Here is a 21,547-nt window from a genome sequence, read left to right as displayed (position 1 = left end):
CCGCAATGTCCACCTCGGCCACCGCCCAGGTCCCGGCGCCCGAGCCGTCCGAGGGCCGCGCCCCGCAGGGCGCCCTCGACCGCTACTTCAAGATCTCCGAGCGCGGCAGCACCCTCGCCCGCGAGGTCCGCGGCGGTTTCGCCACCTTCTTCGCGATGGCCTACATCGTCGTGCTGAACCCGATCATCCTGGGCAGCGCGAAGGACATGTACGGCCATCAGCTGGACAACGGCCAGCTGGTCACCGCGACCGCCCTCACCGCGGCGTTCACCACGCTGCTCATGGGCGTCATCGGCAATGTGCCGATCGCGCTCGCGGCGGGCCTCGGCGTGAACTCCGTCGTCGCCCTCCAGCTCGCCCCGCGGATGTCCTGGCCGGACGCCATGGGCATGGTCGTGCTGGCCGGTTTCGTGGTGATGCTGCTGGTCGCCACCGGGCTGCGCGAGCGCGTGATGTCCGCCGTGCCGCACGGGCTGCGCAAGGCCATCTCCATCGGCATCGGCCTGTTCGTGATGATCGTCGGCCTGGTCGACTCCGGGTTCGTCACCCGGATGCCGGACGCCGCGCAGACCACCGTGCCGCTCCAGCTCGGTACCGGCGGCCACCTGAACGGCTGGCCGGTACTGATCTTCGTGCTCGGCGTGCTGCTCACGCTGGCGCTGATCGTGCGCAGGACGCCCGGCGCCATCCTGATCTCGATCGTCGTGATGACGGTCGTCGCGGTGATCGTCAACCTCGTCGCGGACATCCCGTCCTGGGGCCTGACCACGCCCGAGTGGCCCGGCAACCCCGTCTCCACCCCGGACTTCGGGCTGGTCGGGCAGGTCAGCCTGTTCGGCGGATTCGAGAAGGTCGGCGTGCTGACCGGCGTGCTGTTCGTCTTCACCGTGCTGCTGTCGTGCTTCTTCGACGCGATGGGCACGATCATGGGCGTCAGCGACGAGGCCAAGCTGACCGACGCCCAGGGCCAGATGCCGGGCATCAACAAGGTCCTGATGATCGACGGCATCGCCGTCGCGGCGGGCGGCGCCAGCTCCTCCTCGGCCACCACCGCGTTCGTGGAGTCCACGGCCGGCGTCGGCGAGGGCGCCCGCACCGGCTTCGCCAACGTCGTCACCGGTCTGCTCTTCGCCGTGGGCCTCTTCCTCACCCCGATCGCCACGATGGTGCCGTCCCAGGCGGCCACGCCCGCGCTGATCGCGGTCGGCTTCCTGATCCTGGCCGGCTCGATCAAGCAGATCGACTGGGCGGACTACACGATCGCCGTCCCGGCCTTCGTGACGATGCTGATGATGCCCTTCACGTACTCGATCACCAACGGCATCGGCATGGGCTTCGTCACCTTCTCGCTGCTGCGGCTGGCCGCCGGCCGGGGCCGCGAGGTGCCGGTGGCGATGTACGTGGTCTCGGCGGTCTTCGCCTTCTACTACCTGATGCCGGCCCTGGGCCTGACGTGAGCCCTCACGTGACCCCGTAGAACCTCTCGGTCTCTTCCACGGCGGACTGGAACCGCTCGTCGAAGTCATCACGGATGAGCGTCCGGACGACATAGTCCTGGACGCTCATCCCTCTTTTGGCCGCACGGTCCCGGAGCCGTTCGAGCAGCTCCCCGTCCATCCGCAGGCTGAGCACACTGGTCCCCATGGCCACGAGCGTCACCCCGGTGCGCCGGGTGACGCACGGTTTTCCGCAGCCTGCTCACTCGTACGAGTGACAGAAGGGGCACCGTGGCGCGGGAGTGGCCAGGGAGTGGCCAGGGTCACGGACGCGCGGGGCACCCCGGGTGTTCCTTCGTAAGACTAATGAGTTACGCTAAGGACATGCCGGACCTCAGCCATGGCGACGACGCCGCCGCCGTGAACTCCTTGCGCTCCGCCGTGATGCGGCTGTCCCGTCGGCTCAAGCACCAGCGGGTCGACGAGTCGCTCAGCCCCACCGAGATGTCGGTGCTCGGCACGCTGTCCAACTGCGGCAGCGCCACCCCGGGTGAGCTGGCCCGCAAGGAGCACGTCCAGCCGCCCTCGATGACCCGCATCGTGGCGCTGCTGGAGGCCAAGGGGCTGGTCGGCCTGGAGCCGCACCCCGAGGACCGGCGGCAGAAGGTCGTGACGCAGACCGAGCAGGCCGTGGTGATGCTCGAGGAGAGCCGCCGCAAGCGGAACGCGTTCCTGGCCACGCTGGTCGAGACGCTCGACGAGGACGAGTGGGCGAAGCTGCGTGCCGCCGCCCCCGTGCTGGAGAAGCTCGCACACCTGTAAGCGGCATGGACGAGGAGGCGAACCCTTTTGAGTACGGGACCCGGAGCACACTCCGCCCCCGCACCTGACACCCACGACGACCCGCCCACCCCCAAGACCTCGATGTTCGCCTCCCTGAGGGTCAGGAACTACCGCCTGTTCTTCCTGGGCCAGGTCGTCTCCAACATCGGCACCTGGATGCAGCGCATCGCCCAGGACTGGCTGGTCCTGAGCCTCACCGGCTCCTCGGCGGCGGTCGGCATCACCACCGCCCTGCAGTTCCTCCCGATGCTCCTCTTCGGCCTCTACGGCGGTGTCCTCGTCGACCGCCTGCGCAAGCGCCCCACGCTGCTGGTCACCCAGTCGGCGATGGCCCTGACCGCGCTGGCCCTCGCCGCCCTCACGCTGACCGGGCACGTCCAGGTCTGGCACGTGTACGTCGCCGCGTTCGTCATGGGTCTCGCGACCGTCGTCGACAACCCGGCCCGGCAGTCCTTCGTCTCCGAACTGGTCGGCCGCGACCAGCTCCAGAACGCGGTCAGCCTGAACTCGGCGAACTTCCAGTCCGCCCGCCTGGTCGGCCCCGCCGTCGCGGGTCTGCTGATCACCGGCATGGGCACCGGCTGGGCGTTCCTCCTCAACGGCGTCTCGTTCGTCGCCCCGCTCACCGGGCTGCTGCTGATGCGGGCCCGCGAGCTGCGCGTGGTCGAGCGCGCCCCGCGCGGCAAGGGCCAGCTGCGGGAGGGCCTGCGCTACGTCGCCGGCCGCCCGGACCTGATCTGGACCATCGTCCTGGTCGGCTTCATCGGCACCTTCGGCTTCAACTTCCCGGTGTTCCTGTCGGCCTTCGCCGACGACGTCTTCGACTCCGGGGCGGGCGCGTACAGCCTGTTCAACACCCTGATGGCGGTCGGTTCGCTGGCCGGCGCGCTGCTCGCCGCCCGGCGCGGCACGGCCCGGATGCGGGTCCTGATCGCCGCCGCGCTCGCCTTCGGCGCCGTGGAGGTGGTGGCCGCCGTCGCCCCCGGCCTGTGGCTGTTCGCCCTGCTCATGGTGCCGATCGGCGTGTTCAGCATGACGGTGAACGTCACCGCCAACACCAGCATCCAGATGTCCACCGACCCGGCCATGCGGGGCCGCGTGATGTCCCTGTACATGATGGTGTTCCTGGGCGGCTCGCCGGTCGGCGCCCCGATCGTCGGCTGGGTCACGGACACCTACGGCGCCCGCGTCGGCTTCGCCGCGGGCGGCACGGTGGCCTTCCTGGCGGCGGCGGTGACCGGCGTGATCCTGGCCCGGCTGGGCAACCTGCGCCTGGCGGTCGGCTGGCACCACGGCCACCCCCAGGTCCGCTTCGTGCCGCGCGAACGCCGGGAGGAACTGGCCCCGGCGGCGTAGCCCTCCGGGTCAGTCGCGGGGGAAGCCGTCGGTCTTCAGCGCGAGGCCGACGGGGGTGTCGGTAAGGTCGATGTCCTCCCCGAACCCGAAGCTGACGGTCGCGTGGTAGGCGCCGTCCTTGGGCAGCGTGTGCAGATGCCACTCGCCGGTGTACGGGTCGACGATCAGGTAGACCGGTACGCCGGCGGTGGCGTATGTGTCCTTCTTGGGGCCGTAGTCGTTGGCGGCGGTCTTGCTGGAGATGACTTCGGCTACGAATTCGACGTCTTCGTGGCGCCAGCGGCCCTTGTCGTCCTTCTCCGCGCCTTCCCCGAGGGCCACCACGTCGGAGGCGAATCCGTTGAGATGCCCCGGGTAGTCCATGCGCACGTCGGACTTGACGCGCTTGCGCGGATAGTTCGTGCGCAGTTGGTCGTAGATGTCCGCGATGATGTCCCAGTGGGTGTCCCGCTGCGGCGTCATGAAGATGTGACCCCCGACGATCTCGGCCTTGTAACCCTCGGGGACGGGCAACTTCTCGAGCCACTCGAACAGGACGTCCAACGTCAGCTCGACGCTCTCCTCGGCCATCTCGATCCTGTCTGCAAGGACGGTCATCGTGGCGCTCCTCCCCGGCCACCGTTCGATAACGGGCAGCCGCGCAGTACAACGATACGCACGGTGACCAGGACACGCCGGGCAGACTGAGGGCATGAGACTCTTCGCCGCCGTGCTGCCGCCCGAGGACGTGGTCGCGGAGCTGGCCGTCGAGGTGGAGCGGCTGCGGGAGCTGCCCGGGGCGGAGCGGCTGCGGTGGACCGGCCGGCCCGGCTGGCACTTCACGCTCGCCTTCTACGGCGAGGTGGACGACGCCCTCGTACCGGAGCTGTCGGAGCGGCTGGCGCGGGCGGCGCGCCGGACGGAGCCGTTCGCGCTGGCGCTGCGCGGGGGCGGGCAGTTCGGTCGGGGCCGGGCGCTGTGGGCGGGCGCGGACGGCGAGCCGCGGGCCCTGCGGCTGCTGGCGGACCGGGCGGAGGCGGCCGGCCGCAAGGCGGGCGTGGCGAGCGGCGGGCACCGCCGGTACACCCCGCACCTGACCGTGGCCCGCGGCCGGGAGGCGTACGACGTCCGTCCCTACCTGGAGCTGCTCGACGGCTTCACCGGCCGGACATGGACCGTGACCGGGCTGGCCCTCGTCCGCAGCGACCTCCCGGCGTCCGGGGTGCCCGGCGAACAGCCCCGGTACGAGACGGTCGCCCGCCACCCGCTCGGCGGCGCCGGTTAGGCTCGGTGCCGTGGACCCGAAAACCCGGAACCGGATCATGGCCGGTGTGCTTGTGCTGATGCTCGTGGTGGTGGCGGTGGCGGCGGCGCTCGGAAACTAGCCTCCCGTACGCCGCCGCCCCGCCCCTGTCACCAGGCGAAGGCCTCCGGCGCGGGGCCCGGGCCGGGGAAGATCTCGTCGAGCCCGGTCAGCAGCTCCTCGGACAGCTCCAGCTCGACGGCGCGCAGCGCGGACGCCAGCTGGTCGGCGGTGCGGGGGCCGACGATCGGGCCGGTCACGCCGGGCCGGGTGAGCAGCCAGGCCAGCGCGGCCTCGCCGGGCTCGATGCCGTGCTTGTCGAGCAGGTCCTCGTACGCCTGGACGCGGGCCCGGGAGGCCGGGTCGGCGAGGGTGTCGGCGGCCCGGCCGCTCGCCCGGCGCCCACCGGTCGCCTGCTTGCGCAGGACGCCGCCCAGCAGACCGCCGTTCAGCGGCGACCAGGGGATGACGCCGAGGCCGTACTCCTGCGCGGCCGGGATGACCTCCATCTCGGCGCGGCGCTCGGCGAGGTTGTACAGGCACTGCTCGCTGACCAGGCCGATGGTGCCGCCGCGGCGGGCGGCGGCCTCGTTGGCCTGGGCGATCTTGTAGCCGGGGAAGTTGGACGAGCCGACGTAGAGGATCTTGCCCTGCTGGATCAGGACGTCGATCGCCTGCCAGATCTCGTCGAACGGGGTGTCGCGGTCGATGTGGTGGAACTGGTACAGGTCGATGCGGTCGGTCCTGAGCCGCTTGAGGCTGGCGTCGACGGCCCGCCGGATGTTCACGGCGGAGAGCTTGTCGTGGTTGGGCCACGCGGGGCCGTCGGGGCCCATGTTGCCGTAGACCTTGGTGGCGAGGACGGTCCTGTCGCGCCGGTCGCCGCCCTTGGCGAACCAGTTGCCGATGATCTCCTCGGTGCGGCCCTTGTTCTCGCCCCAGCCGTAGACGTTGGCGGTGTCGAAGAAGTTGATGCCCGCGTCCAGCGCGGCGTCCATGATGAGGTGGCTGTCGGCCTCGTCGGTCTGCGGGCCGAAGTTCATCGTCCCGAGGACGAGCCGGCTGACCTTGAGTCCCGTGCGTCCGAGCTGCGTGTACTTCATGGTCACCCAGCCAACGACGTGGAGTGCGCTCCAGGCAAGCGGGCGGGGCGCGTCAGTCGCGGGGGAAGCCGGCGGTGCTCAGGGTGAGGCCGAGGACGGTGCCGGTGAGGTCCAGGTCGTGGCCGAAGCCGACCGTGGTCTCCGTGACGTACTCGCCGTCCTTCGGCCGGGTGTAGACGTGGCACCTGCCCTGGCAGGGGTCGGCGACGAGGCAGACGGGGACCTCGGCGACCGCGTACGCGGTCTTCTTCGGGCCGTAGTCGTCGGCCGCGGTGGCCTGGGAGACCACCTCGGCGACGAACTCGACGTCCTGGTACCGCCAGTGTCCCGTCTCGTCCTTCTCGGCGCCGTCGCGGAGCTTGGCGACGTCGGGGCAGAAGCCGTTCCCGTGGCCGGGGAAGTCGATGCGGACATCGGAGAAGAGGTGGATGTCCATGCCGAACCTGTCTTCGACGGCCCGGACGATCCGGCGGATGATGTGCCACTGCGTGTCCCGCTGCGGCGTCATGTAGATGCTGCCCCCGACGATCTCGACCCTGAATCCTTCGGGGACGGGCATCTTCTCAAGCCGCTCGAACCAGTCGTCGAGGCTCTCGGTGCTGACGTCGGCCATGGCGATCCTGTCGTCCGCGACGGTCATCGTGGCGCTGCTCCCGGTGGCTCCTGGGACGGAGCCGCCGCGCGGTACAACGATACGCACGGTGACCGGGTCACGGACGGTCTCGCGGGGCACTGAGCCCGGGGGCGTACGGCCCGCCGAGCCCCCACCCCTGCTCCATCGCCTCCGCGAACGCCGCCGCGATCTTCCGTTCGCCGCTCGGGCCGGGGTGGGTGCCGTCGTACGTGTCGGTGGCGAGGTCGTACGTGGGCGGGACGGAGGCCAGGAGGAGTGGGGAGCGGGGTTCGTCGAGGTCGGCGGCGGCCTTGGCGAGCAGGTCGTTGAAGAGGGCGACCTGCGCGCCGAAGTCCGGGTCCTGCCGGGCCCGTATGTTCGGGATCACCGGCAGCAGGACCATGCGGACGCGGGGCCGGGCGGCGCGCGCCCCGGCGACGAAGCGGTGGACGTTCTCCGCGGTCTGTTCGGCGTTCGTGTAGAAGCCGAGGTCGATCAGGCCGAGGGCGACGAGGAGCACGTCCGCGCGGTGGGCGCGGACCGCCTCGCCGATCAGCGGCGCCATGTGCAGCCAGCCCTCGCCCCAGCCGGCGAGGTGGGCGCGGGGGAAGTCCGGGTCGGCGTAGGCGAGGGAGACGGGCGCGTCGGCGGCCTTGTCGTACAGGGTCTCGCGCGGGCCGACGAAGGTGAACGGGCCGTCGTACGCCGTGCGCAGGTGCTGCCACAGCCGATGGCGCCAGGTGTGGTCACCGGCGCTCCCGATCGTCTGGGAGTCCCCGACGGGCATGAACCTGAGCATCCGTCCATCATGGACGATCGCCCGGACGCCGGTGGTGTGAGCCCGGCCACCGCCCCCGCGGCGCGGGCGGCTGTCACGAACACCCGTCCGGGATGGCAGGCTTGGGCGCATGCGCCGATCCCTCGCCCTTCTCGCCGCGACCCTTCTCACGGGTGTGTGCGCCGCGCCCGCCCTCGCCGTCGACGGGGACGAGGGGTTCACCATCACGGACCCCCGGATCACCGAGTCCAGCGGCCTCGCGGCCTCCCGCCTCCATCCCGGCGTCTACTGGACCCACAACGACCAGGACAACGGCCCGTACCTCTACGCCGTCGACGGCGCGACCGGCAGGACGGTCGCCCGTGTCTCCCTCGCCGGGATCGGCACGCCCCGGGACGTCGAGGCGATCTCCATCGGCCCGGACAACCGGATCTACGTCGGTGACATCGGGGACAACCTCGGCGGCACCTGGCCGTACGTGTGGATCTACGAGCTGCCCGAGCCGGCGGAACTGAAGGACCAGACGGTCGAGGCGAAGCAGTACGTCGTCAAGTACGACGACGGGCCGCGCGACGCCGAGTCGATGGTCGTCCACCCGAAGACGGGCCGGGTCTACATCATCGACAAGCAGGAGGACGGCGGGCACCTGTACGAGGGCCCGGCGGAGCTGTCCACGTCCGGCGCGAACGTCTTCAAGCGCTCGGCGGCCGTCGACCTGTGGGCCACGGACGCGGCGTTCTCCCCCGACGGCGAGCAGCTCACCGTACGCGGCTACCTCGGTGGCCTGTACTACGACTGGAACGACGGGAAGCCCGCCCGCAAGGGCCGGATCAGTGTGCCCCTGGGCCAGGGCGAGTCCGTCACCTACACGGTCGATGGCAAGAAGCTGCTGCTCGGCATGGAGGGCGCGAACAGCGCGGTGAAGGCGCAGGACGCGCCGGGCGGGGAGCCGTCCGCGGCGGCCTCCGGGGGCGGCGGCGCGGCGGCGGCCTCGGAGGACTCGGACGGGACCACGCTGAAGGTCGGGGGCGCGGCGGCGGTACTGGTGGTGCTGGCGGGGCTGTTCGGGCTGCGCCGGATGGGCCGGCGGTCGTGACGGCAGGGGCAGGCGAGCGTGCGCCGCACCCGGTGCGGGGAGCAGGTGACCAGGGCCAGGGAGAGGAACGCGGGGCGTTCCAGGTAGAAGCCCGGTGACACGTCGCCGCCGGTGGCCGGCCGCTCGACGGCCGTGGTGACGTGCGCGGCCGGGCGGGCCGGTTCGAACCTCGGCATCCTGCCGCTCGACGGCCCGCTGCCGCTGGCGATGGGCAACCCGTTCAATCTGATGGACGACCGCTTGGTCGTGGTGGAGGACTGGCACGCCGAACCGTGGCTGGACGACGCGGAAACGATCGCTCTGTACCGGCGGGGGGACACCTTCGCCGAGTCCGCCGTCTTCGGCGCGGACGCGCGGCAGGTGATCGCGCGGGTGCGGTGGAGTATCAGGGTCTGAGGACGTAGGGGCGTACGACGTCGTCGGCCGGCAGGGCGGGCGGCCGAGCACGTTCCGGCTGAGGCCGGTTCGTCCCGTCCTCCGGGTACGGCAGGTACCGGCCGGCCGCGCGGGAGCGCTTGTGCCAGCGGCGCCAGCGGGCGTCGTAGGGAGTCGGCAGCCGCCATACGTACGGGTCCGGGGTGCGGACCTCCCCGCCGGGGTTCTGGACAGGCGTTTCACGGAACCGGCGGAACACTGGTCTCCCACCTCGCCCATACGCACTTGGTGTACCGCTCCTGACGGCATCCCCAGGAGTCGGCCAGCGCCGCCACGAGGGCGAGTCCCCGGCCGCCCTCCTCGTCGGGGGCGGAGTCGTGGAGGCGGGGGAGCCGGTCGCGGTCGGGGTCGGAGACCTCCAGGAGCAACTCCGTCCCGTGGAGGGCGAGTATCACGCGGACCTGGGCGTGGGAGACCCGGCAGTGGGTCACGGCGTTGGTGACGAGTTCGTTGGCCAGCAGCGTGACGAGGTCGGCCTGCTCCCCGGCGACACCCCAGTCGGCGAGGGCCTTGCGCAGGCGGTGGCGGGCGGTTGACACGTGGTGCCGGTGTTTGGGGATGCGGAAGGTTTCCGTTGCGGGCATGGGAAGTATTTGACACCGGCAAAATCCCAACCGAGGAATGTATGCAGAGATCTCACTCGATCGTGTCATCCGAGACCGAAGCGGACGGAACGCGTGGCAAGGTGGCGGGCGGAGAGGGGAGGTCCGCATGCCCGCAGGTGGACGGCCGACGGTGCGCAGCAGGCGGCTCGGTACGGCGTTGAGGCAGTACCGACAGGCCGCCAAGCTGGACCAGCCGCAGGCGGCCGAGGTGATCGCGTCGAGCCAGGCGAGGATCAGCCGTATCGAGAGCGGGCACGCCACACCGCGCGTCATCGAGGTGCGGCTGTTGCTCGACGCCTACGGGGTTTCCGATGCCAAGACGCGTGACAAGTTGGAAGACCTGGCCAAGTATTCGAAGAAGCGGGGCTGGTGGCTGGAGCACGCGGACAGCCTGCGGCCGGACTATCTCGACCACATCGCGCTCGAAGACGACGCCAGTCACATCAGACAGTGGCAGTCCGTGCTGGTCCCGGGGCTGCTGCAAACGCCGGCCTACGCCGAGCTGATCATCACCGAGGGACCCAGTGAACTGTCCTCCGAGCGGATCGCGGAACTGGTGAAGGTGCGCAGTCGGCGGCAGGAAAGGATCACCGAGGGAGGGATCGAGTACACCGCCGTACTGTGGGAAGCGGTCATCACCTATCCCTTGCTGACCAACGCCGTGCACCGCGAACAATTGGCCGCGCTGCTCGAAGCGTCGCAGCGGTCGAACGTCACCCTCCAGATCCTGCCGTTCAGTTCTGGCACACTGGCGGCCGGCACCTCCGCCTTCGCCGCGTTCAGCTTCGACCCCGAGTCGGAGGTCGAGGTGGTCACGATGGACGACCTGATGAGTACGACGATCCTCGAAGACCCCGACGACCTGGCCGTGCACGTGAAGACGTTCGCACTCCTGCAAGCGGCCGCGTTGTCACCGGCGGAGAGCGCGGAACTCATCCGGAGCAAGCTGCGATCGATCGGGGAAGACGCTTCATGACCGACATAACAGGCCCGTTCCGCAAGTCCTCCTACTCCAACCAGGAGGGCGAATGCGTCGAGGTCGCCGAGACGGCCTGCCTCGGCCGAGCCGTCCGCGACAGCAAGCAGCACGCGGACGGCCCGCTCCTCATCGTCTCCCGGGAGAGCTGGGCCGCCTTCCTGCGGCAGATCCGGTGATGCGGAAGGGGCGCCCGGCGACGATTCGCCGGGCGCCCCTTCACTCGCGTACGCCGAGAAGTCAGAGCTTCTCGATGACGTAGTCGACGCACTTCGTCAGGGCCTCGACATCGGCGGGGTCGACGGCCGGGAACATCGCGACGCGGAGCTGGTTGCGGCCCAGCTTGCGGTACGGCTCCGTGTCGACGATGCCGTTGGCGCGCAGGGCCTTGGCGACGGCCGACGCGTCGATGTCGTCGGAGAAGTCGATCGTGCCGATGACCTGGGAGCGCTTGGCCGGGTCGGAGACGAACGGGGTGGCGTACTTGGATTCGTCGGCCCAGGTGTAGAGGCGGGTCGAGGAGTCCTTCGTACGGGCCGTGGACCAGTCCAGGCCGCCCTGGGAGTTCAGCCACTCCAACTGCTCGTTCAGGAGGAACAGGGTGGCCAGGGCCGGGGTGTTGTACGTCTGGTTCTTGCGGGAGTTGTCGATCGCGGTGGGGAGCGAGAAGAACTCCGGGATGTGGCGGCCGGAGGCGTGGACGCGCTCGGCGCGCTCGATCGCCGCCGGGGAGAAGACGCCGATCCACAGGCCGCCGTCGGAGGCGAAGGACTTCTGCGGGGCGAAGTAGTAGACGTCGGTCTGCGCGATGTCCACCGGGAGGCCGCCGGCGCCGGAGGTGGCGTCGACCAGCACCAGGGCGTTCTCGTCGGCGCCGGGCACGCGCCGGATCGGCATCGCGACGCCGGTCGACGTCTCGTTGTGGGTGTACGCGTAGACGTCGACGCCGGACTCCGCGCGCGGGTCCGGGTGGGTGCCCGGGTCGGAGGAGACGACCGTGGGCTCGGCCAGCCAGGGGGCCAGCCTGGCCGCCTTGGCGAACTTCGAGCTGAACTCGCCGAAGGCCAGGTGCTGCGACTTGTTCTCGATCAGGCCGTGGGTCGCGATGTCCCAGAACGCGGTGGAGCCGCCGTTGCCGAGCACCACCTCGTAGCCCTCGGGCAGCCGGAACAGTTCGCCGATGCCCTCGCGGACCTTGCCGACGAGGTTCTTCACCGGGGCCTGGCGGTGGGACGTGCCCATGAGGGAGGTGCCGGTGGCGGCGAGGGCGTCCAGCGCCTCCGTCCGCACCTTGGAGGGACCCGCGCCGAAACGTCCGTCCGCGGGCTTGATGTCAGAGGGAATCCGGATCTCAGCCACGTGGCCGAGGGTATCCGTTACGGGAAACCTGGGCGAAACGTCGTCCGTCCGGTGAGACGGCCGGGAGGCGGTCAGGGGTGGGCGCCGCCGAGGGCGGGCGTCGGGGTGAAGGTGACCGGGAGGGCGGTGAAGCCGCGCATCCACGGGGACTCGCGGCGGCGCAGGGACTCCGCAGGCACGGCCAGGTCGATGTCGGGGAGCCGGTCCAGGATCACCTCGATGCCGGTGCGGGAGATGACCTCCGCGATCTCCTGCGCCGGGAACGGGCAGCGGTGCTCCCCGTGGCTGAAGGCGAAGTGCGCGTTGTTGCCGCCGGTCAGGGAGGCGCCGTCGGTCCGGACCTGGGGGTCGGAGTTGGCGCCCTGGAGGCCCAGGATCAGCAGGTCACCGGCGTCGATACGGCGTCCGCCCAGGGTCGTGTCGCGGGTGGCGTAGCGGCCCGGCATGTTCTGGGTGGGGGCCTGCTCCCACAGCACCTCGTTCATCGCCTCCGGGACGCTGCTGCGGCCGCCGAACATCGACGCGGCGAAGCGGTGGTCGGTGAGCATCAGGTGCAGCGAGGTGCCGATCCAGTCGGCGGTGGGCTGGTGGCCCGCCGACATCAGGATCATCAGGTCCTGGACGATCTCCTCTTCGGTGAACTCGCCGCGCGCCGCCAGCATGCGGGAGACCACGTCGTCGGCCGGTTCCGCCGCGCGCTGCGCGACCAGCGCCTGGCAGGAGTCGTGCAGGTGCTTCTGGCCGGCCAGCGCCCGGTCACCCGCGTTGATCATGTCGGTCATCGACGTGACCAGGGCGGTGCCCTCCTCGTCCGTCCATCCGTAGATGCGGGCCAGGACGCGGACCGGGAGCAGCATGGCGTACTCGTCGATCAGGTCGGCGGTGCCCCGGCCGCAGAAGGTGTCGATCAGCTCGTCCGCGAAGTGCTCGGAGTCGGCGCGCAGCACCGCCGGGTCGACGCCGTCCAGCGCGTCGCTCAGCAGGCCGGAGCGGCGGCGGTGGCGTTCGCCGACGGTGTAGAGGATGGAGGGCTGGCCGCGGTTGACGACCGGGCGCAGCGGCCAGTCGTCGGGGATGTTGTCCCACTGGTTCCACAGCTCGGAGTCCCGGCTGAACAGCTCCGGGTCGCCGGTGACCTGGTGCAGCTCGCGGTAGCCGATCACCAGCCAGGCGGGGATGCCGCCGTCGAGCAGCACCGGCGCCACCGGGCCGTGCTTGCGCCGCATCGCCCGGTACAGCTCGGCCGGTTCCTCGTGCGAACCGGGTCCGCGGAGGTGAAGGGGGCTCACACCAGCTCCTGGGTGGGTCGTGCGGGATCGGCGGCGCCGGCGGCGTACCGGGCGTAGACGTGTTCCACCAGCGTGATCAGGACTTCCTTGGCGGACTCGCGCGAGCGCGCGTCACAGCGCAGCAGCGGGACGTGCGGGTCCAGGTCGAGGGCCTCGCGGATCTGGGCCGGGGCGAAGTCGGGGCCGCCGAAGTCGTTGAGGGCGACGACGAAGGGCGTGCCGTGCCGCTCCAGGCGGTCGATGGCGTACCAGGAGTCGTCGATCCGCCGGGTGTCGACCAGGACGACCGCGCCCAGGGTGCCCTGGAAGAGCCGGTCCCACAGGAACCAGAAACGTTCCTGCCCTGGGGCGCCGAAGAGGTACAGCACGTTGCGCGCGTCGAGCGTGATGCGGCCGAAGTCGAAGGCGACCGTGGTGGTGGTCTTGGCGTGCACCCCGGTCAGGTCGTCGACGGCGGCGCCGGCCTGGGTCATCGTCTCCTCGGTGTTGAGGGGACGGATCTCGCTGACCGACCGGACCATGGTCGTCTTGCCGACGCCGAAGCCGCCCACGATCACGATCTTGAGGCCGTTGTCGGCGGAGGCGCCGAGCGGCGCGCTCGCTCTAGAGGTTGCGGAGTCCAACGAGCACCTGCTCCAAGATTTCGGGATCGGGAAGGGCTTCCTGGCGCGGATGGCGGGCGCTGACGCGGCCCGCGTCGAGGAGGTCGGTCAGCAGGATCTTGGTGATGCCGACCGGCAGCCGCAGTTCGGCGGCGATCTCCACGACCGCGGTGGGCCGTTCGGTCATGCGCAGGATCGCGGCGTGCTCCGACTGCATGCCGGGGACCGGGTCGCACTCGGCGACGACGAGGGTCACCAGGTCGAACGGGCTGTCCGCGCCCGCCCGGCTGCGTCCGCCGGTCAGGGTGTAGAGGCGGTCGGGGGCGTCGTCCCGTCCCGGCCTGCCGCCGGCACCGTTCATGACGTACGGGGCGTACGGGGCCGGGCGGTCAGGTGCTCGCCGAGCTGCTCGACGAGTTCGCTCATGTTGTGGCCGACGAGGCCCGCGTCGGCGTCCTCGGCGGTGACCACGGCCAGGTGGGCGCCCTCGCCGGCCTCCACGATGAACAGCACCCCGCCGTAGAACTCGGCCATCGCCGACCGGACGCCACCGGTGCCGTCACCGAACTCCACGGAGGCGCCGTGCGACAGGGACTGGATGCCGGCCGCGATCGCGGCGAGCTGGTCGGCCTGGTCGGCGGTCAACTCCGGGGTACGGCACAGTTTCAGGCCGTCACGGGAGAGCACGAGCGCGTGCCGCGCGCCGGGGGTGCGCTGCAGCAGGCCCTCGATCAGCCACGTGAGCTTGTCGTCCGCGGTCGTCGTGCCGGTCATGTGGTGGTGTCGCCTTCCGGGAGGGATGCGGGTGCGGATGCGGATGCGGATGCGGGATCGGGGTCGGATACGGGTTCCGTGGTCGTCGGACCCACGGTGGTCGCTCCGGCGGTCGACGCGTCCGCGGCCGGCGGACCGGTGGTGCCGCGGACGGCCTGCTGGAAGGTGCCGAAGCGGGCGACGCGCGCCTTCGTCTCCTCGCGGGTGGGCGGGGTGCGCGGCGCGGTGGCGGACGGCGCCTGCCGGGTGCGTTCGGCTTCGGCGAGGGTCCGGCCGCGGCGGCGCTTCGGCAGCCCGTGCGGGAGGGTGGAGAGCGGTTCGGGGCCGTGCTCCGGCTCCGGTTCCGCGGGGCGCGCCACGGCGTCCGGGGCCGGGTGCCGCGCCGGGGAGGGGGTCTCGTGCCGCCGGGGGAGCTGCCGTACCGGAGCCGCCGCGGGTACGGCAGCCGGCGTACGGGTCCGGGCGGCCGGTTCCGGTCCGTCCTCGGCGCCGGGGCCCGGGAGCGCGCCCGGCGACACGAGGATGTCCTGCGGTACGAGCATCAGCACGCCGGTGCCGCCCCGGGCCGACGGACGGAACGACACCTTCAGGCCGTACCGCTGCGCCAGCCGCCCCACCACGGCCAGGCCGAGCCGGGTGCCGGTCAGGCCGCCGAGCCCGGCGGTGCGGCCGGAGACCGCGTTCTCGGCGCGGCGCAGCTGGGTCTCGCCCATGACGAGGCCCGCGTCCTCGACGGAGACGATCGCGCCGGCCGGGACCTCCTCGACGTAGACGTGGACCTCCGCGGTCGGCGGGGAGAAGTTCGCGGCGTTGTCCAGGATCTCGGCCAGCGCGTGCATGACGGCCTCGGCGGCGTGCCCGGCGACGGCGGTGTCGCTGGTGGAGTGCAGGCGGACGCGCTGGTAACCGCTGATCCGGCCCATGGCGCCGCGCAGGATGGACTCCATGGCGATCGGGCGGGCCCAGCGGCGGCCCGACCGGGCCCCCGCCAGCACGGCGACGGAGTCGGCGAGCCGACCCGCCTGGGCGGTGCGGTGGTCGAGGTGGAGGAGGTCGGTCAGCACCTCCTCGTCGGCGTGCTTCTCCTCCATCGCGCGCAGGTCCGCCAGGGTCGCGGTGGCCAGGGCCTGGAGGCGTCCGGCGACGTTGGCGGTGGCGGAGACGGCGGCGGCGCGGCGGGACTCGGCCTCCCGCAGCTTGCGGGTGAGCCGGGCGACGTCACCGGTCAGCCGCTCGCGCTCGGCGGTGTGTTCCGCCACGCGCCGGGTCCGCTCGGCCTCGTACTCCTCGGTGAGCCGCGCCCGCTCCGCCGCGTGCTCCTCGGTGAGCCGGGCCTCCCGGGTGCCGTACTCCTCGGTGAGCCGGGCGAGTTCGGCGGCGTGGGCGTCCGTGAGCCGGGCGTGTTCCTGGGCCAGGTCGGCCGCGGCGCGGGCGCGCTCCCGGTCGAGTTCGCCGGTGAGCCGGGCGCGTTCCTGCCGCGCCTCCTCGGCGGTCCGGACGCGTTCCTGGAGCAGCCGGCCCACCTCCTGGTTCGCGGACTCCAGCCGGCGGCGGGCGGTCCGGGCCGACCGGAGGCCGTGCGCGGCCACGGTGACCGCCACGCTCAGCAGCAGCCCGGCGGCACCCGCTCCCAGCCCGAGGGGCGTGCGCACGGAGTCGGGGGCGACGAGGACCGCGCCGGTGACCGCGAGGCCGGCCAGTACCGCGGTGACCAGGAAGACGGGCAGCAGCCCGGATATGGCGGGGCGTTCGCCGGAGGATTTGGCGGAGGTCATCAGTCGGTCTCTCGGTCGCGGTACGACGATGCGGCGATGCGGTGCTGTGCGGTGCGAGGGGGTGTGGCTGTGCGGCGGAGTGCGGTGCCGCGGTGGGGTGCGACGGGGTGTGGTGACGGTGTGGGCGGTGGCGTGGGGGAGTTGTGGGGATTCTGTGGTCGATTTTCGGCAGCCTTCTCCGGCGCGGGCCGACACCATTGGCTACCTGACCGTCACTATAAGAGACTTCACGATCGCGTTGGGCACATTAATGTCACGTTCTTAGCATCAGATCACAGGAACAACTACGGCAAAGGTGCCGACGGCGAACGCGGCGCTCCCGATGGCCCGAACCCGACGCCGCCCACCGGGGCATGCTGAGGGCATGACGGATGTGCCAGAGGCCCGGCCCGAGGTGCGGGACGCGCTGCGCGCGGCCGTGCGCGGCGAGGTCTCCTTCGGACCGACCGCCCGCGCCCTGACGACCATGGACGCGTCCAACTACCGCCGCGTCCCCCTGGGGGTGGTCGCCCCGCGCGACGCCGACGACGTGGCGGCGGCCCTGGAGGTGTGCCGCACGCACGGCGTGCCGGTCGTGGCACGCGGCGGCGGCACCTCGACCGCGGGCCAGGCGACCGGCACCGGGGTGGTCCTCGACTTCACCCGGCACATGAACCGGCTGCTCGCCCTCGACCCCGGGGCCCGTACCGCCGTGGTCCAGCCCGGCCTGGTCCTGGACCGGCTCCAGGACGCCGCCGCCCCGCACGGCCTGCGGTTCGGCCCCGACCCCTCCACCCACAGCCGCTGCACCCTCGGCGGGATGATCGGCAACAACTCCTGCGGCGCGCACTCGGTGGCCTGGGGGACGACCGCCGACAACGTCGCCGCCCTGACCGTCCTCACCGCGCGCGGCGAGCGGCTGCGCCCCGGACCCCGGTGGGCCGGTGCGCCGGCCGGCCTGCGCGCGCTGGTGGACGGGGAACTGGCGCGGCTGCGCACCGGCTTCCCCGACCTGCCCCGCCGCATCTCCGGATACGCGCTGGACGCCCTGCTGCCCGAGCGGGGCGCGGACGTCGCCCGTTCCTTCTGCGGTTCCGAGGGCACCCTGGGCGTGCTGACCGAGGCCGTCGTCCGGCTGGTCGAGGCGCCGCCCGCGCGGGCGCTGGCCGTGCTCGGGTACGGCGACGAGAGCGCGGCGGCCGACGCGGCGGCCGGGCTGCTGCCGCTCGGGCCGCTGACGGTGGAGGGGATGGCCGCCGACCTGGTGCCCGACCCGGCCGGGCTGCCGCGCGGCGGGGCCTGGCTGTTCGTGGAGACCGGCGGCGCCACCCCGGCCGAGGCCCGCGCGCGGGCCGAGGCGGTCGTCCGGGCCGCCGACGCGCTGGACGCGCGGGTGGTGACCGACCCGGCCGGGCAGCGGGCGCTGTGGCGGGTCCGGGAGGACGCGGCCGGTACGGCCACCCGGATGCCCGGGGGTACCTCCCGGACGGAGTCCGGGGGAGGCACCGAGGCGTGGCCCGGCTGGGAGGACTGCGCGGTCCCGCCCGCCCGGCTCGGCGCCTATCTGCGGGAGTTCCGGGCGCTGCTGGCCGCCCACGGCCTGCGCGGCACGCCGTACGGGCACTTCGGGGACGGCTGCATCCACGTCCGTATCGACTTCGACCTGCTGACCGGTCCGGGCGTCGCCCGCTTCCGCCGCTTCTCCGAGGAACTCGCGGACCTGGTCGTCGCGCACGGCGGTTCGCTCTCCGGCGAGCACGGCGACGGACAGGCCCGCGCCGAACTCCTGCCGCGCATGTACGGCCCCGCGACCGTCGGCCTCTTCGCCCGCGCCAAGGCCCTCTGGGACCCCGACGACCTCCTCAACCCCGGTGTGCTGGTCCGCCCCGCGCCCCTCGACACCGGCCTCCGGTTCGCCGTCCTGCCCCGCGAACCGGTCGACGTCGTCTTCGGATACCCCGCCGACGGCGGCGACTTCACGGCGGCGGTACGGCGCTGCGTCGGGGTCGCCAAGTGCCGTACGGCGCCGGCGGCCGGCGCGTCCGTGATGTGCCCGTCGTTCCGCGCGACCGGCGAGGAGGAGCACTCGACGCGGGGCCGGGCGCGGCTGCTGCACGAGATGCTCGCCGGGGACGTGATCACCGGCGGCTGGCGGTCCACGGAGGTCCGCGACGCCCTCGACCTGTGCCTGTCCTGCAAGGGCTGCCGGTCGGACTGCCCGGTCGGGGTGGACATGGCCACGTACAAGGCGGAGTTCCTGCACCACCACTACGCGGGCCGGCGCCGCCCCGCCGCGCACCACACCCTGGGCCGGCTGCCGGAGTGGCTGCGCTGGGTGGCGCGCACCCGGACCCCCGCCCTGCTCAACTCGCTCGCGGCGGTACGGCCGTTGGCGGCGGTGGCCAAACGGCTCGGCGGCATCGCGCCCGAGCGGGCGATCCCCCGCCTGGCGACGGAACCGTTCACCCGGTGGTGGCGCCGGCGCCGGCCGGCGCCGGCGGGCGGGGGCGCCACGGTCGTCCTGTGGCCCGACACCTTCACCGAGCACCTCTCACCGTCCGTGGGCCGGGCGGCCGTGCGCGTCCTGGAGGCGGCGGGCCTGCGGGTCGCGCTCCCCCCGACGCTGCGGCCGGTGCGCGGCGCGGTCGGCGACGCCCGCACCCGGTCGCCCGCGACCCTGCTCACGGCCCTGCTCGGCGCCTCGCGCGGCCGGGTCTGCTGCGGACTGACGTACGTCTCCACCGGCCGGCTCGACCTGGCCCGTACGGTGCTGCGCCGCACGCTCGACCTGATGGAGCCGGTGCTCGCGACGGCCGCCCCGGTCGTCGTCCTGGAGCCGAGCTGCGCGGCGGCCCTCCGCGGCGACCTGCCCGAGCTGCTGCCCGACGACCCGCGGGCCGCCGCCCTCGCGGACCGCGTCCTCACCTTCGCCGAGACCCTGGAGCGCCACGCCCCCGACTGGACGCCGCCCGTCCTGGACCGCCCGGTCACCGGGCAGACCCACTGCCACCAGCACGCGGTCCTCGGCGACGGGCCCGACCGCCGGCTGCGCGCCGCCGCGGGCCTCACCGGCGAACCGGTCGGCGGCTGCTGCGGACTGGCCGGCAACTTCGGTTTCGAGCCGGGACACCAGGAGGTGTCGGTGGCGTGCGCGGAGGAACAGCTCCTGCCCGCCGTGCGCGAGGCGCCGGACGGGGCGGTGGTCCTGGCGGACGGCTTCTCCTGCCGGACGCAGCTGGAGCAGCTGGCGGGGGTGCGGGGGCGGCACCTGGCGGAGGTGCTGGCGGAGGCGCTGGAGGTGGAACAGGGCGGCTGAACACGTCTCCCCGGCTCCGCCGCCCGCGTTGCCCCTCAGCAGACCGTCTCGCCCCGCACCAGCGGACCGCACACCGGCTGGATCTCCTCCGGCAGCTCCTCCGGGCGGCACCAGCGGGCCTCCAGGATCTCGAACGGGTCCAGGCGCAGCTCCCCGCCGAGCAGCCGGGCCTCGTAGGCCACCTCCAGACGGGTGCGGAAGCCGCTGTTCAGCATGACCAGCCGCCCCGGCTCCACGTCGAGGCCGGTCTCCTCCCGGACCTCGCGGACGACGGTCCGCCGGAAGTCCTCGCCTTGGTGCGCGAACCCGCTCGGCAGGCCCCACTGGCGGCCGGGCGGCCACATCCGGTGCCGCAGCAGCAGCACCCGTCCCTCGGCGTCGCGCACGACACCGGTGACACCGACCACGAACTTGGGGTTGAGCAGCCACACCAGGCGGCTCTGCACCGGGCGCAGGGCGCGCCACAGACGGGCGAGGAATCGGCTCACGGGGCCTCCGGGCAAGGGGTGCGGCGGACCGGGAGTGCCGCCGCCCGGACGGTACCCCGCGCGGGCGGCCGGTCCGCACCGTGGAAGTCCGTTGACAGCCGCCTCCCGGGCCAGGACAGTTGCATGGCGGGGTGACACTGCTGACCGAGTCCACTTCCATGGACCAGCGGTACAGTGAAATGAACACAGCCCCTGCCTGGATTCCGTCACCGTCCCGGAGTACCCGTGAGCACCCCCAGCGCCGCCCCCGGCACCTCGACCCCGGCCGCCGTCCCCGCCCCGGCCGGCGCGCCCCACCCCGCCGGCACCCCCGGCCGCCGGGGGGCCTTCGGACCGGTCGGCCTGGTCCTCGCCGGCGGGCTGTCGGTGCAGTTCGGCGGAGCGCTGGCGGTGACGCTGATGCCCCGGGCGGGCGCGCTCGGCATCGTCACGCTGCGGCTGGCCGTCGCCGCCGTGGTGCTGCTGCTGGTCTGCCGGCCCCGGCTGCGCGGCCACTCGCGCGCCGACTGGGGCACGGTGGTCACCTTCGGTGTCGCCATGGCGGGCATGAACGGCCTCTTCTACCAGGCCCTCGACCGCATCCCGATCGGCGCCGCGGTCACCCTGGAGGTCCTCGGCCCGCTCGCGCTCTCCGTCGCCACCTCGCGCCGCGCGGTCAACCTCGTCTGGGCCGCGCTCGCCCTGGGCGGGGTCTTCCTGCTCGGCGGCGGCGGCTTCGACGGCCTCGACCCGGCCGGCGCGGCCTTCGCGCTGGCGGCGGGCGGGATGTGGGCGGCGTACATCGTCTTCAGCGCCCGCACCGGCCGCCGCTTCCCGCAGGCCGACGGCCTGGCGCTGGCCATGGGCGTGGGCGCGGTGCTCTTCCTGCCCCTCGGCGTCGTCGAGTCGGGGACGAAACTGCTCGACCCGGTGACGCTCGGCCTCGGCGCCGCGGTCGCCCTGCTCTCCTCCGTCCTGCCCTACACCCTCGAACTCCTCGCCCTGCGCCGCCTGCCCGCCGCCACCTTCGCCGTCCTGATGAGCCTGGAGCCGGCCATCGCCGCCCTCGCCGGCTTCCTCGTCCTGCACCAGTCCCTGACCCCCGCCCAGTGCGCCGCCATCGCCCTCGTCGTCGCGGCGAGCATGGGGGCGGTACGGACCCAGGTGGGCCGGCGTGCACGGGCGTCGTGACCCGGACGGCGGTCCCTGGCCGTGGAAGGTCGTCGTCGACTCGACCGTGACCCGCCCGGTCCGCACCCGGTTCACCGGCGCGGTCTCGTCGGCGTGGCCGAAGGAGACGCCGACGAGCGGCTTGCCCCCGGTGACGCCCAGCTCGGCGCGGACGGTGTCGGCGTAGAAGCTCAGCAGCCCCTGCGGGCAGCTGTCCACGCCGTACGCGGTCATGGCCAGGAGCAGGGTCTGCAGATAGGCGCCGGCATCCGCGGCCAGCCGCGCCGTGCCGT

The 21,547-nt window shown here is 72.7% G+C and carries 24 protein-coding genes and 1 pseudogene; 11 read left to right on the top strand and 14 right to left on the bottom strand.

Annotated elements, in window-relative coordinates; all coding sequences use genetic code 11:
• The first annotated feature begins 5 nt into the window (after positions 1 to 5).
• Positions 6 to 1,457, top strand: a complete 1,452-nt coding sequence (locus Sdagh_RS19215) for an NCS2 family permease (RefSeq protein ID WP_189414801.1) — start codon at positions 6 to 8, stop codon at positions 1,455 to 1,457.
• 4 nt (positions 1,458 to 1,461) lie between these two features.
• On the opposite strand, the gene Sdagh_RS19210 is transcribed toward Sdagh_RS19215, so the two are convergent.
• Positions 1,462 to 1,650, bottom strand: coding sequence for a BrnA antitoxin family protein (locus Sdagh_RS19210; RefSeq protein ID WP_226535438.1), 189 nt, complete (start codon positions 1,648 to 1,650; stop codon positions 1,462 to 1,464).
• Positions 1,651 to 1,820: 170 nt separating this feature from the next.
• On the opposite strand from Sdagh_RS19210, the gene Sdagh_RS19205 reads away from it, so the two are divergent.
• Together Sdagh_RS19205 and Sdagh_RS19200 are read left to right on the top strand one after the other, a co-directional pair.
• Positions 1,821 to 2,258, top strand: a complete 438-nt coding sequence (locus Sdagh_RS19205) for a MarR family winged helix-turn-helix transcriptional regulator (protein ID WP_189414478.1) — start codon at positions 1,821 to 1,823, stop codon at positions 2,256 to 2,258.
• A 27-nt stretch (positions 2,259 to 2,285) separates the two neighbouring features.
• Complete coding sequence (locus tag Sdagh_RS19200) at positions 2,286 to 3,635, top strand: MFS transporter (RefSeq protein WP_189414479.1); 1,350 nt, start codon at positions 2,286 to 2,288, stop codon at positions 3,633 to 3,635.
• A 9-nt stretch (positions 3,636 to 3,644) separates the two neighbouring features.
• Here the strand turns inward: Sdagh_RS19200 and Sdagh_RS19195 are convergent, their stop codons facing one another.
• Positions 3,645 to 4,232: a Uma2 family endonuclease gene (locus Sdagh_RS19195; RefSeq protein ID WP_189414480.1), complete on the bottom strand. Its 588-nt coding sequence runs from the start codon at positions 4,230 to 4,232 to the stop codon at positions 3,645 to 3,647.
• 94 nt (positions 4,233 to 4,326) lie between these two features.
• Here Sdagh_RS19195 and thpR point away from each other — a divergent pair, with 94 nt between their 5' ends.
• Positions 4,327 to 4,899, top strand: a complete 573-nt coding sequence (thpR, locus tag Sdagh_RS19190) for an RNA 2',3'-cyclic phosphodiesterase (RefSeq protein WP_189414481.1) — start codon at positions 4,327 to 4,329, stop codon at positions 4,897 to 4,899.
• A gap of 128 nt (positions 4,900 to 5,027) precedes the next feature.
• Here thpR and Sdagh_RS19185 read toward each other — a convergent pair whose 3' ends face one another.
• The 3 genes from Sdagh_RS19185 to Sdagh_RS19175 form a co-directional block, all read right to left on the bottom strand.
• On the bottom strand, positions 5,028 to 6,020 hold the full coding sequence (locus tag Sdagh_RS19185; protein WP_190076638.1) for an aldo/keto reductase: 993 nt from the start codon (positions 6,018 to 6,020) through the stop codon (positions 5,028 to 5,030).
• A 52-nt stretch (positions 6,021 to 6,072) separates the two neighbouring features.
• Positions 6,073 to 6,660, bottom strand: coding sequence for a Uma2 family endonuclease (locus Sdagh_RS19180; protein ID WP_189414483.1), 588 nt, complete (start codon positions 6,658 to 6,660; stop codon positions 6,073 to 6,075).
• Between the two features lie 70 nt (positions 6,661 to 6,730).
• On the bottom strand, positions 6,731 to 7,432 hold the full coding sequence (locus Sdagh_RS19175) for an SGNH/GDSL hydrolase family protein (protein WP_189414484.1): 702 nt from the start codon (positions 7,430 to 7,432) through the stop codon (positions 6,731 to 6,733).
• Positions 7,433 to 7,541: 109 nt separating this feature from the next.
• Between Sdagh_RS19175 and Sdagh_RS19170 the strand changes: the two genes are divergently transcribed.
• Together Sdagh_RS19170 and Sdagh_RS19165 are read left to right on the top strand one after the other, a co-directional pair.
• A complete protein-coding gene (locus Sdagh_RS19170) occupies positions 7,542 to 8,507 on the top strand; it encodes a WD40 repeat domain-containing protein (protein WP_189414485.1) in 966 nt (321 codons plus the stop codon).
• Between the two features lie 111 nt (positions 8,508 to 8,618).
• The gene (locus tag Sdagh_RS19165; protein WP_189414486.1) at positions 8,619 to 8,903 is read left to right on the top strand and encodes a hypothetical protein; all 285 of its coding nucleotides are present in this window, start codon (positions 8,619 to 8,621) and stop codon (positions 8,901 to 8,903) included.
• Between the two features lie 218 nt (positions 8,904 to 9,121).
• Here Sdagh_RS19165 and Sdagh_RS19160 read toward each other — a convergent pair whose 3' ends face one another.
• Positions 9,122 to 9,526: an ATP-binding protein gene (locus Sdagh_RS19160; RefSeq protein WP_189414487.1), complete on the bottom strand. Its 405-nt coding sequence runs from the start codon at positions 9,524 to 9,526 to the stop codon at positions 9,122 to 9,124.
• Between the two features lie 127 nt (positions 9,527 to 9,653).
• Here Sdagh_RS19160 and Sdagh_RS19155 point away from each other — a divergent pair, with 127 nt between their 5' ends.
• Entirely contained in the window at positions 9,654 to 10,523 is an 870-nt protein-coding gene (locus tag Sdagh_RS19155) for a helix-turn-helix domain-containing protein (RefSeq protein WP_190008944.1), read from the top strand.
• Positions 10,520 to 10,702 (top strand): DUF397 domain-containing protein, encoded by a 183-nt coding sequence (locus Sdagh_RS19150; protein ID WP_190008946.1) that lies wholly within the window; start codon positions 10,520 to 10,522, stop codon positions 10,700 to 10,702. Before Sdagh_RS19155 ends, Sdagh_RS19150 begins: the two co-directional genes overlap by 4 nt.
• A gap of 61 nt (positions 10,703 to 10,763) precedes the next feature.
• Here the strand turns inward: Sdagh_RS19150 and serC are convergent, their stop codons facing one another.
• The 6 genes from serC to Sdagh_RS19120 form a co-directional block, all read right to left on the bottom strand.
• Positions 10,764 to 11,882, bottom strand: a complete 1,119-nt coding sequence (serC, locus tag Sdagh_RS19145) for a phosphoserine transaminase (protein WP_190008947.1) — start codon at positions 11,880 to 11,882, stop codon at positions 10,764 to 10,766.
• A gap of 71 nt (positions 11,883 to 11,953) precedes the next feature.
• Positions 11,954 to 13,171, bottom strand: coding sequence for a cytochrome P450 (locus Sdagh_RS19140; RefSeq protein WP_189414491.1), 1,218 nt, complete (start codon positions 13,169 to 13,171; stop codon positions 11,954 to 11,956).
• Positions 13,168 to 13,794, bottom strand: coding sequence for a GTP-binding protein (locus Sdagh_RS19135; protein ID WP_189414492.1), 627 nt, complete (start codon positions 13,792 to 13,794; stop codon positions 13,168 to 13,170). The genes Sdagh_RS19140 and Sdagh_RS19135 overlap by 4 nt, the downstream gene beginning before the upstream one ends.
• A complete protein-coding gene (locus Sdagh_RS19130) occupies positions 13,775 to 14,134 on the bottom strand; it encodes a DUF742 domain-containing protein (protein WP_189414493.1) in 360 nt (119 codons plus the stop codon). Before Sdagh_RS19130 ends, Sdagh_RS19135 begins: the two co-directional genes overlap by 20 nt.
• On the bottom strand, positions 14,131 to 14,547 hold the full coding sequence (locus Sdagh_RS19125; RefSeq protein ID WP_189414494.1) for a roadblock/LC7 domain-containing protein: 417 nt from the start codon (positions 14,545 to 14,547) through the stop codon (positions 14,131 to 14,133). The genes Sdagh_RS19130 and Sdagh_RS19125 overlap by 4 nt, the downstream gene beginning before the upstream one ends.
• The gene (locus Sdagh_RS19120) at positions 14,544 to 16,322 is read right to left on the bottom strand and encodes a sensor histidine kinase (RefSeq protein ID WP_190076637.1); all 1,779 of its coding nucleotides are present in this window, start codon (positions 16,320 to 16,322) and stop codon (positions 14,544 to 14,546) included. Before Sdagh_RS19120 ends, Sdagh_RS19125 begins: the two co-directional genes overlap by 4 nt.
• 364 nt (positions 16,323 to 16,686) lie before the next feature.
• Between Sdagh_RS19120 and Sdagh_RS19115 the strand changes: the two genes are divergently transcribed.
• Entirely contained in the window at positions 16,687 to 19,617 is a 2,931-nt protein-coding gene (locus Sdagh_RS19115) for an FAD-binding and (Fe-S)-binding domain-containing protein (protein ID WP_189414496.1), read from the top strand.
• Positions 19,618 to 19,652: 35 nt separating this feature from the next.
• On the opposite strand, the gene Sdagh_RS19110 is transcribed toward Sdagh_RS19115, so the two are convergent.
• A complete protein-coding gene (locus Sdagh_RS19110) occupies positions 19,653 to 20,105 on the bottom strand; it encodes an NUDIX hydrolase (RefSeq protein WP_189414497.1) in 453 nt (150 codons plus the stop codon).
• Positions 20,106 to 20,330: 225 nt separating this feature from the next.
• On the opposite strand from Sdagh_RS19110, the gene Sdagh_RS19105 reads away from it, so the two are divergent.
• Together Sdagh_RS19105 and Sdagh_RS19100 are read left to right on the top strand one after the other, a co-directional pair.
• Positions 20,331 to 21,275 carry an EamA family transporter gene (locus Sdagh_RS19105; protein WP_189414498.1) on the top strand — a complete coding sequence of 315 codons (945 nt, stop codon included), beginning with the start codon at positions 20,331 to 20,333 and terminating at the stop codon, positions 21,273 to 21,275.
• The gene (locus Sdagh_RS19100; RefSeq protein WP_226535436.1) at positions 21,259 to 21,441 is read left to right on the top strand and encodes a hypothetical protein; all 183 of its coding nucleotides are present in this window, start codon (positions 21,259 to 21,261) and stop codon (positions 21,439 to 21,441) included. Before Sdagh_RS19105 ends, Sdagh_RS19100 begins: the two co-directional genes overlap by 17 nt.
• Here the strand turns inward: Sdagh_RS19100 and Sdagh_RS36495 are convergent.
• Positions 21,429 to 21,533, bottom strand: a pseudogene (locus Sdagh_RS36495) (nitroreductase family protein); the annotation flags it as partial. The gene Sdagh_RS19100 and the pseudogene Sdagh_RS36495 sit on opposite strands and share 13 nt — an antisense overlap.
• Positions 21,534 to 21,547 lie beyond the last annotated feature (14 nt).

Source organism: Streptomyces daghestanicus (assembly GCF_020521275.1).
Lineage (GTDB): Bacteria > Actinomycetota > Actinomycetes > Streptomycetales > Streptomycetaceae > Streptomyces > Streptomyces griseoviridis.
The sequence above is the reverse complement of the archived record's forward strand: the minus strand, read 5'-3'. Positions and strand labels throughout refer to the sequence as shown.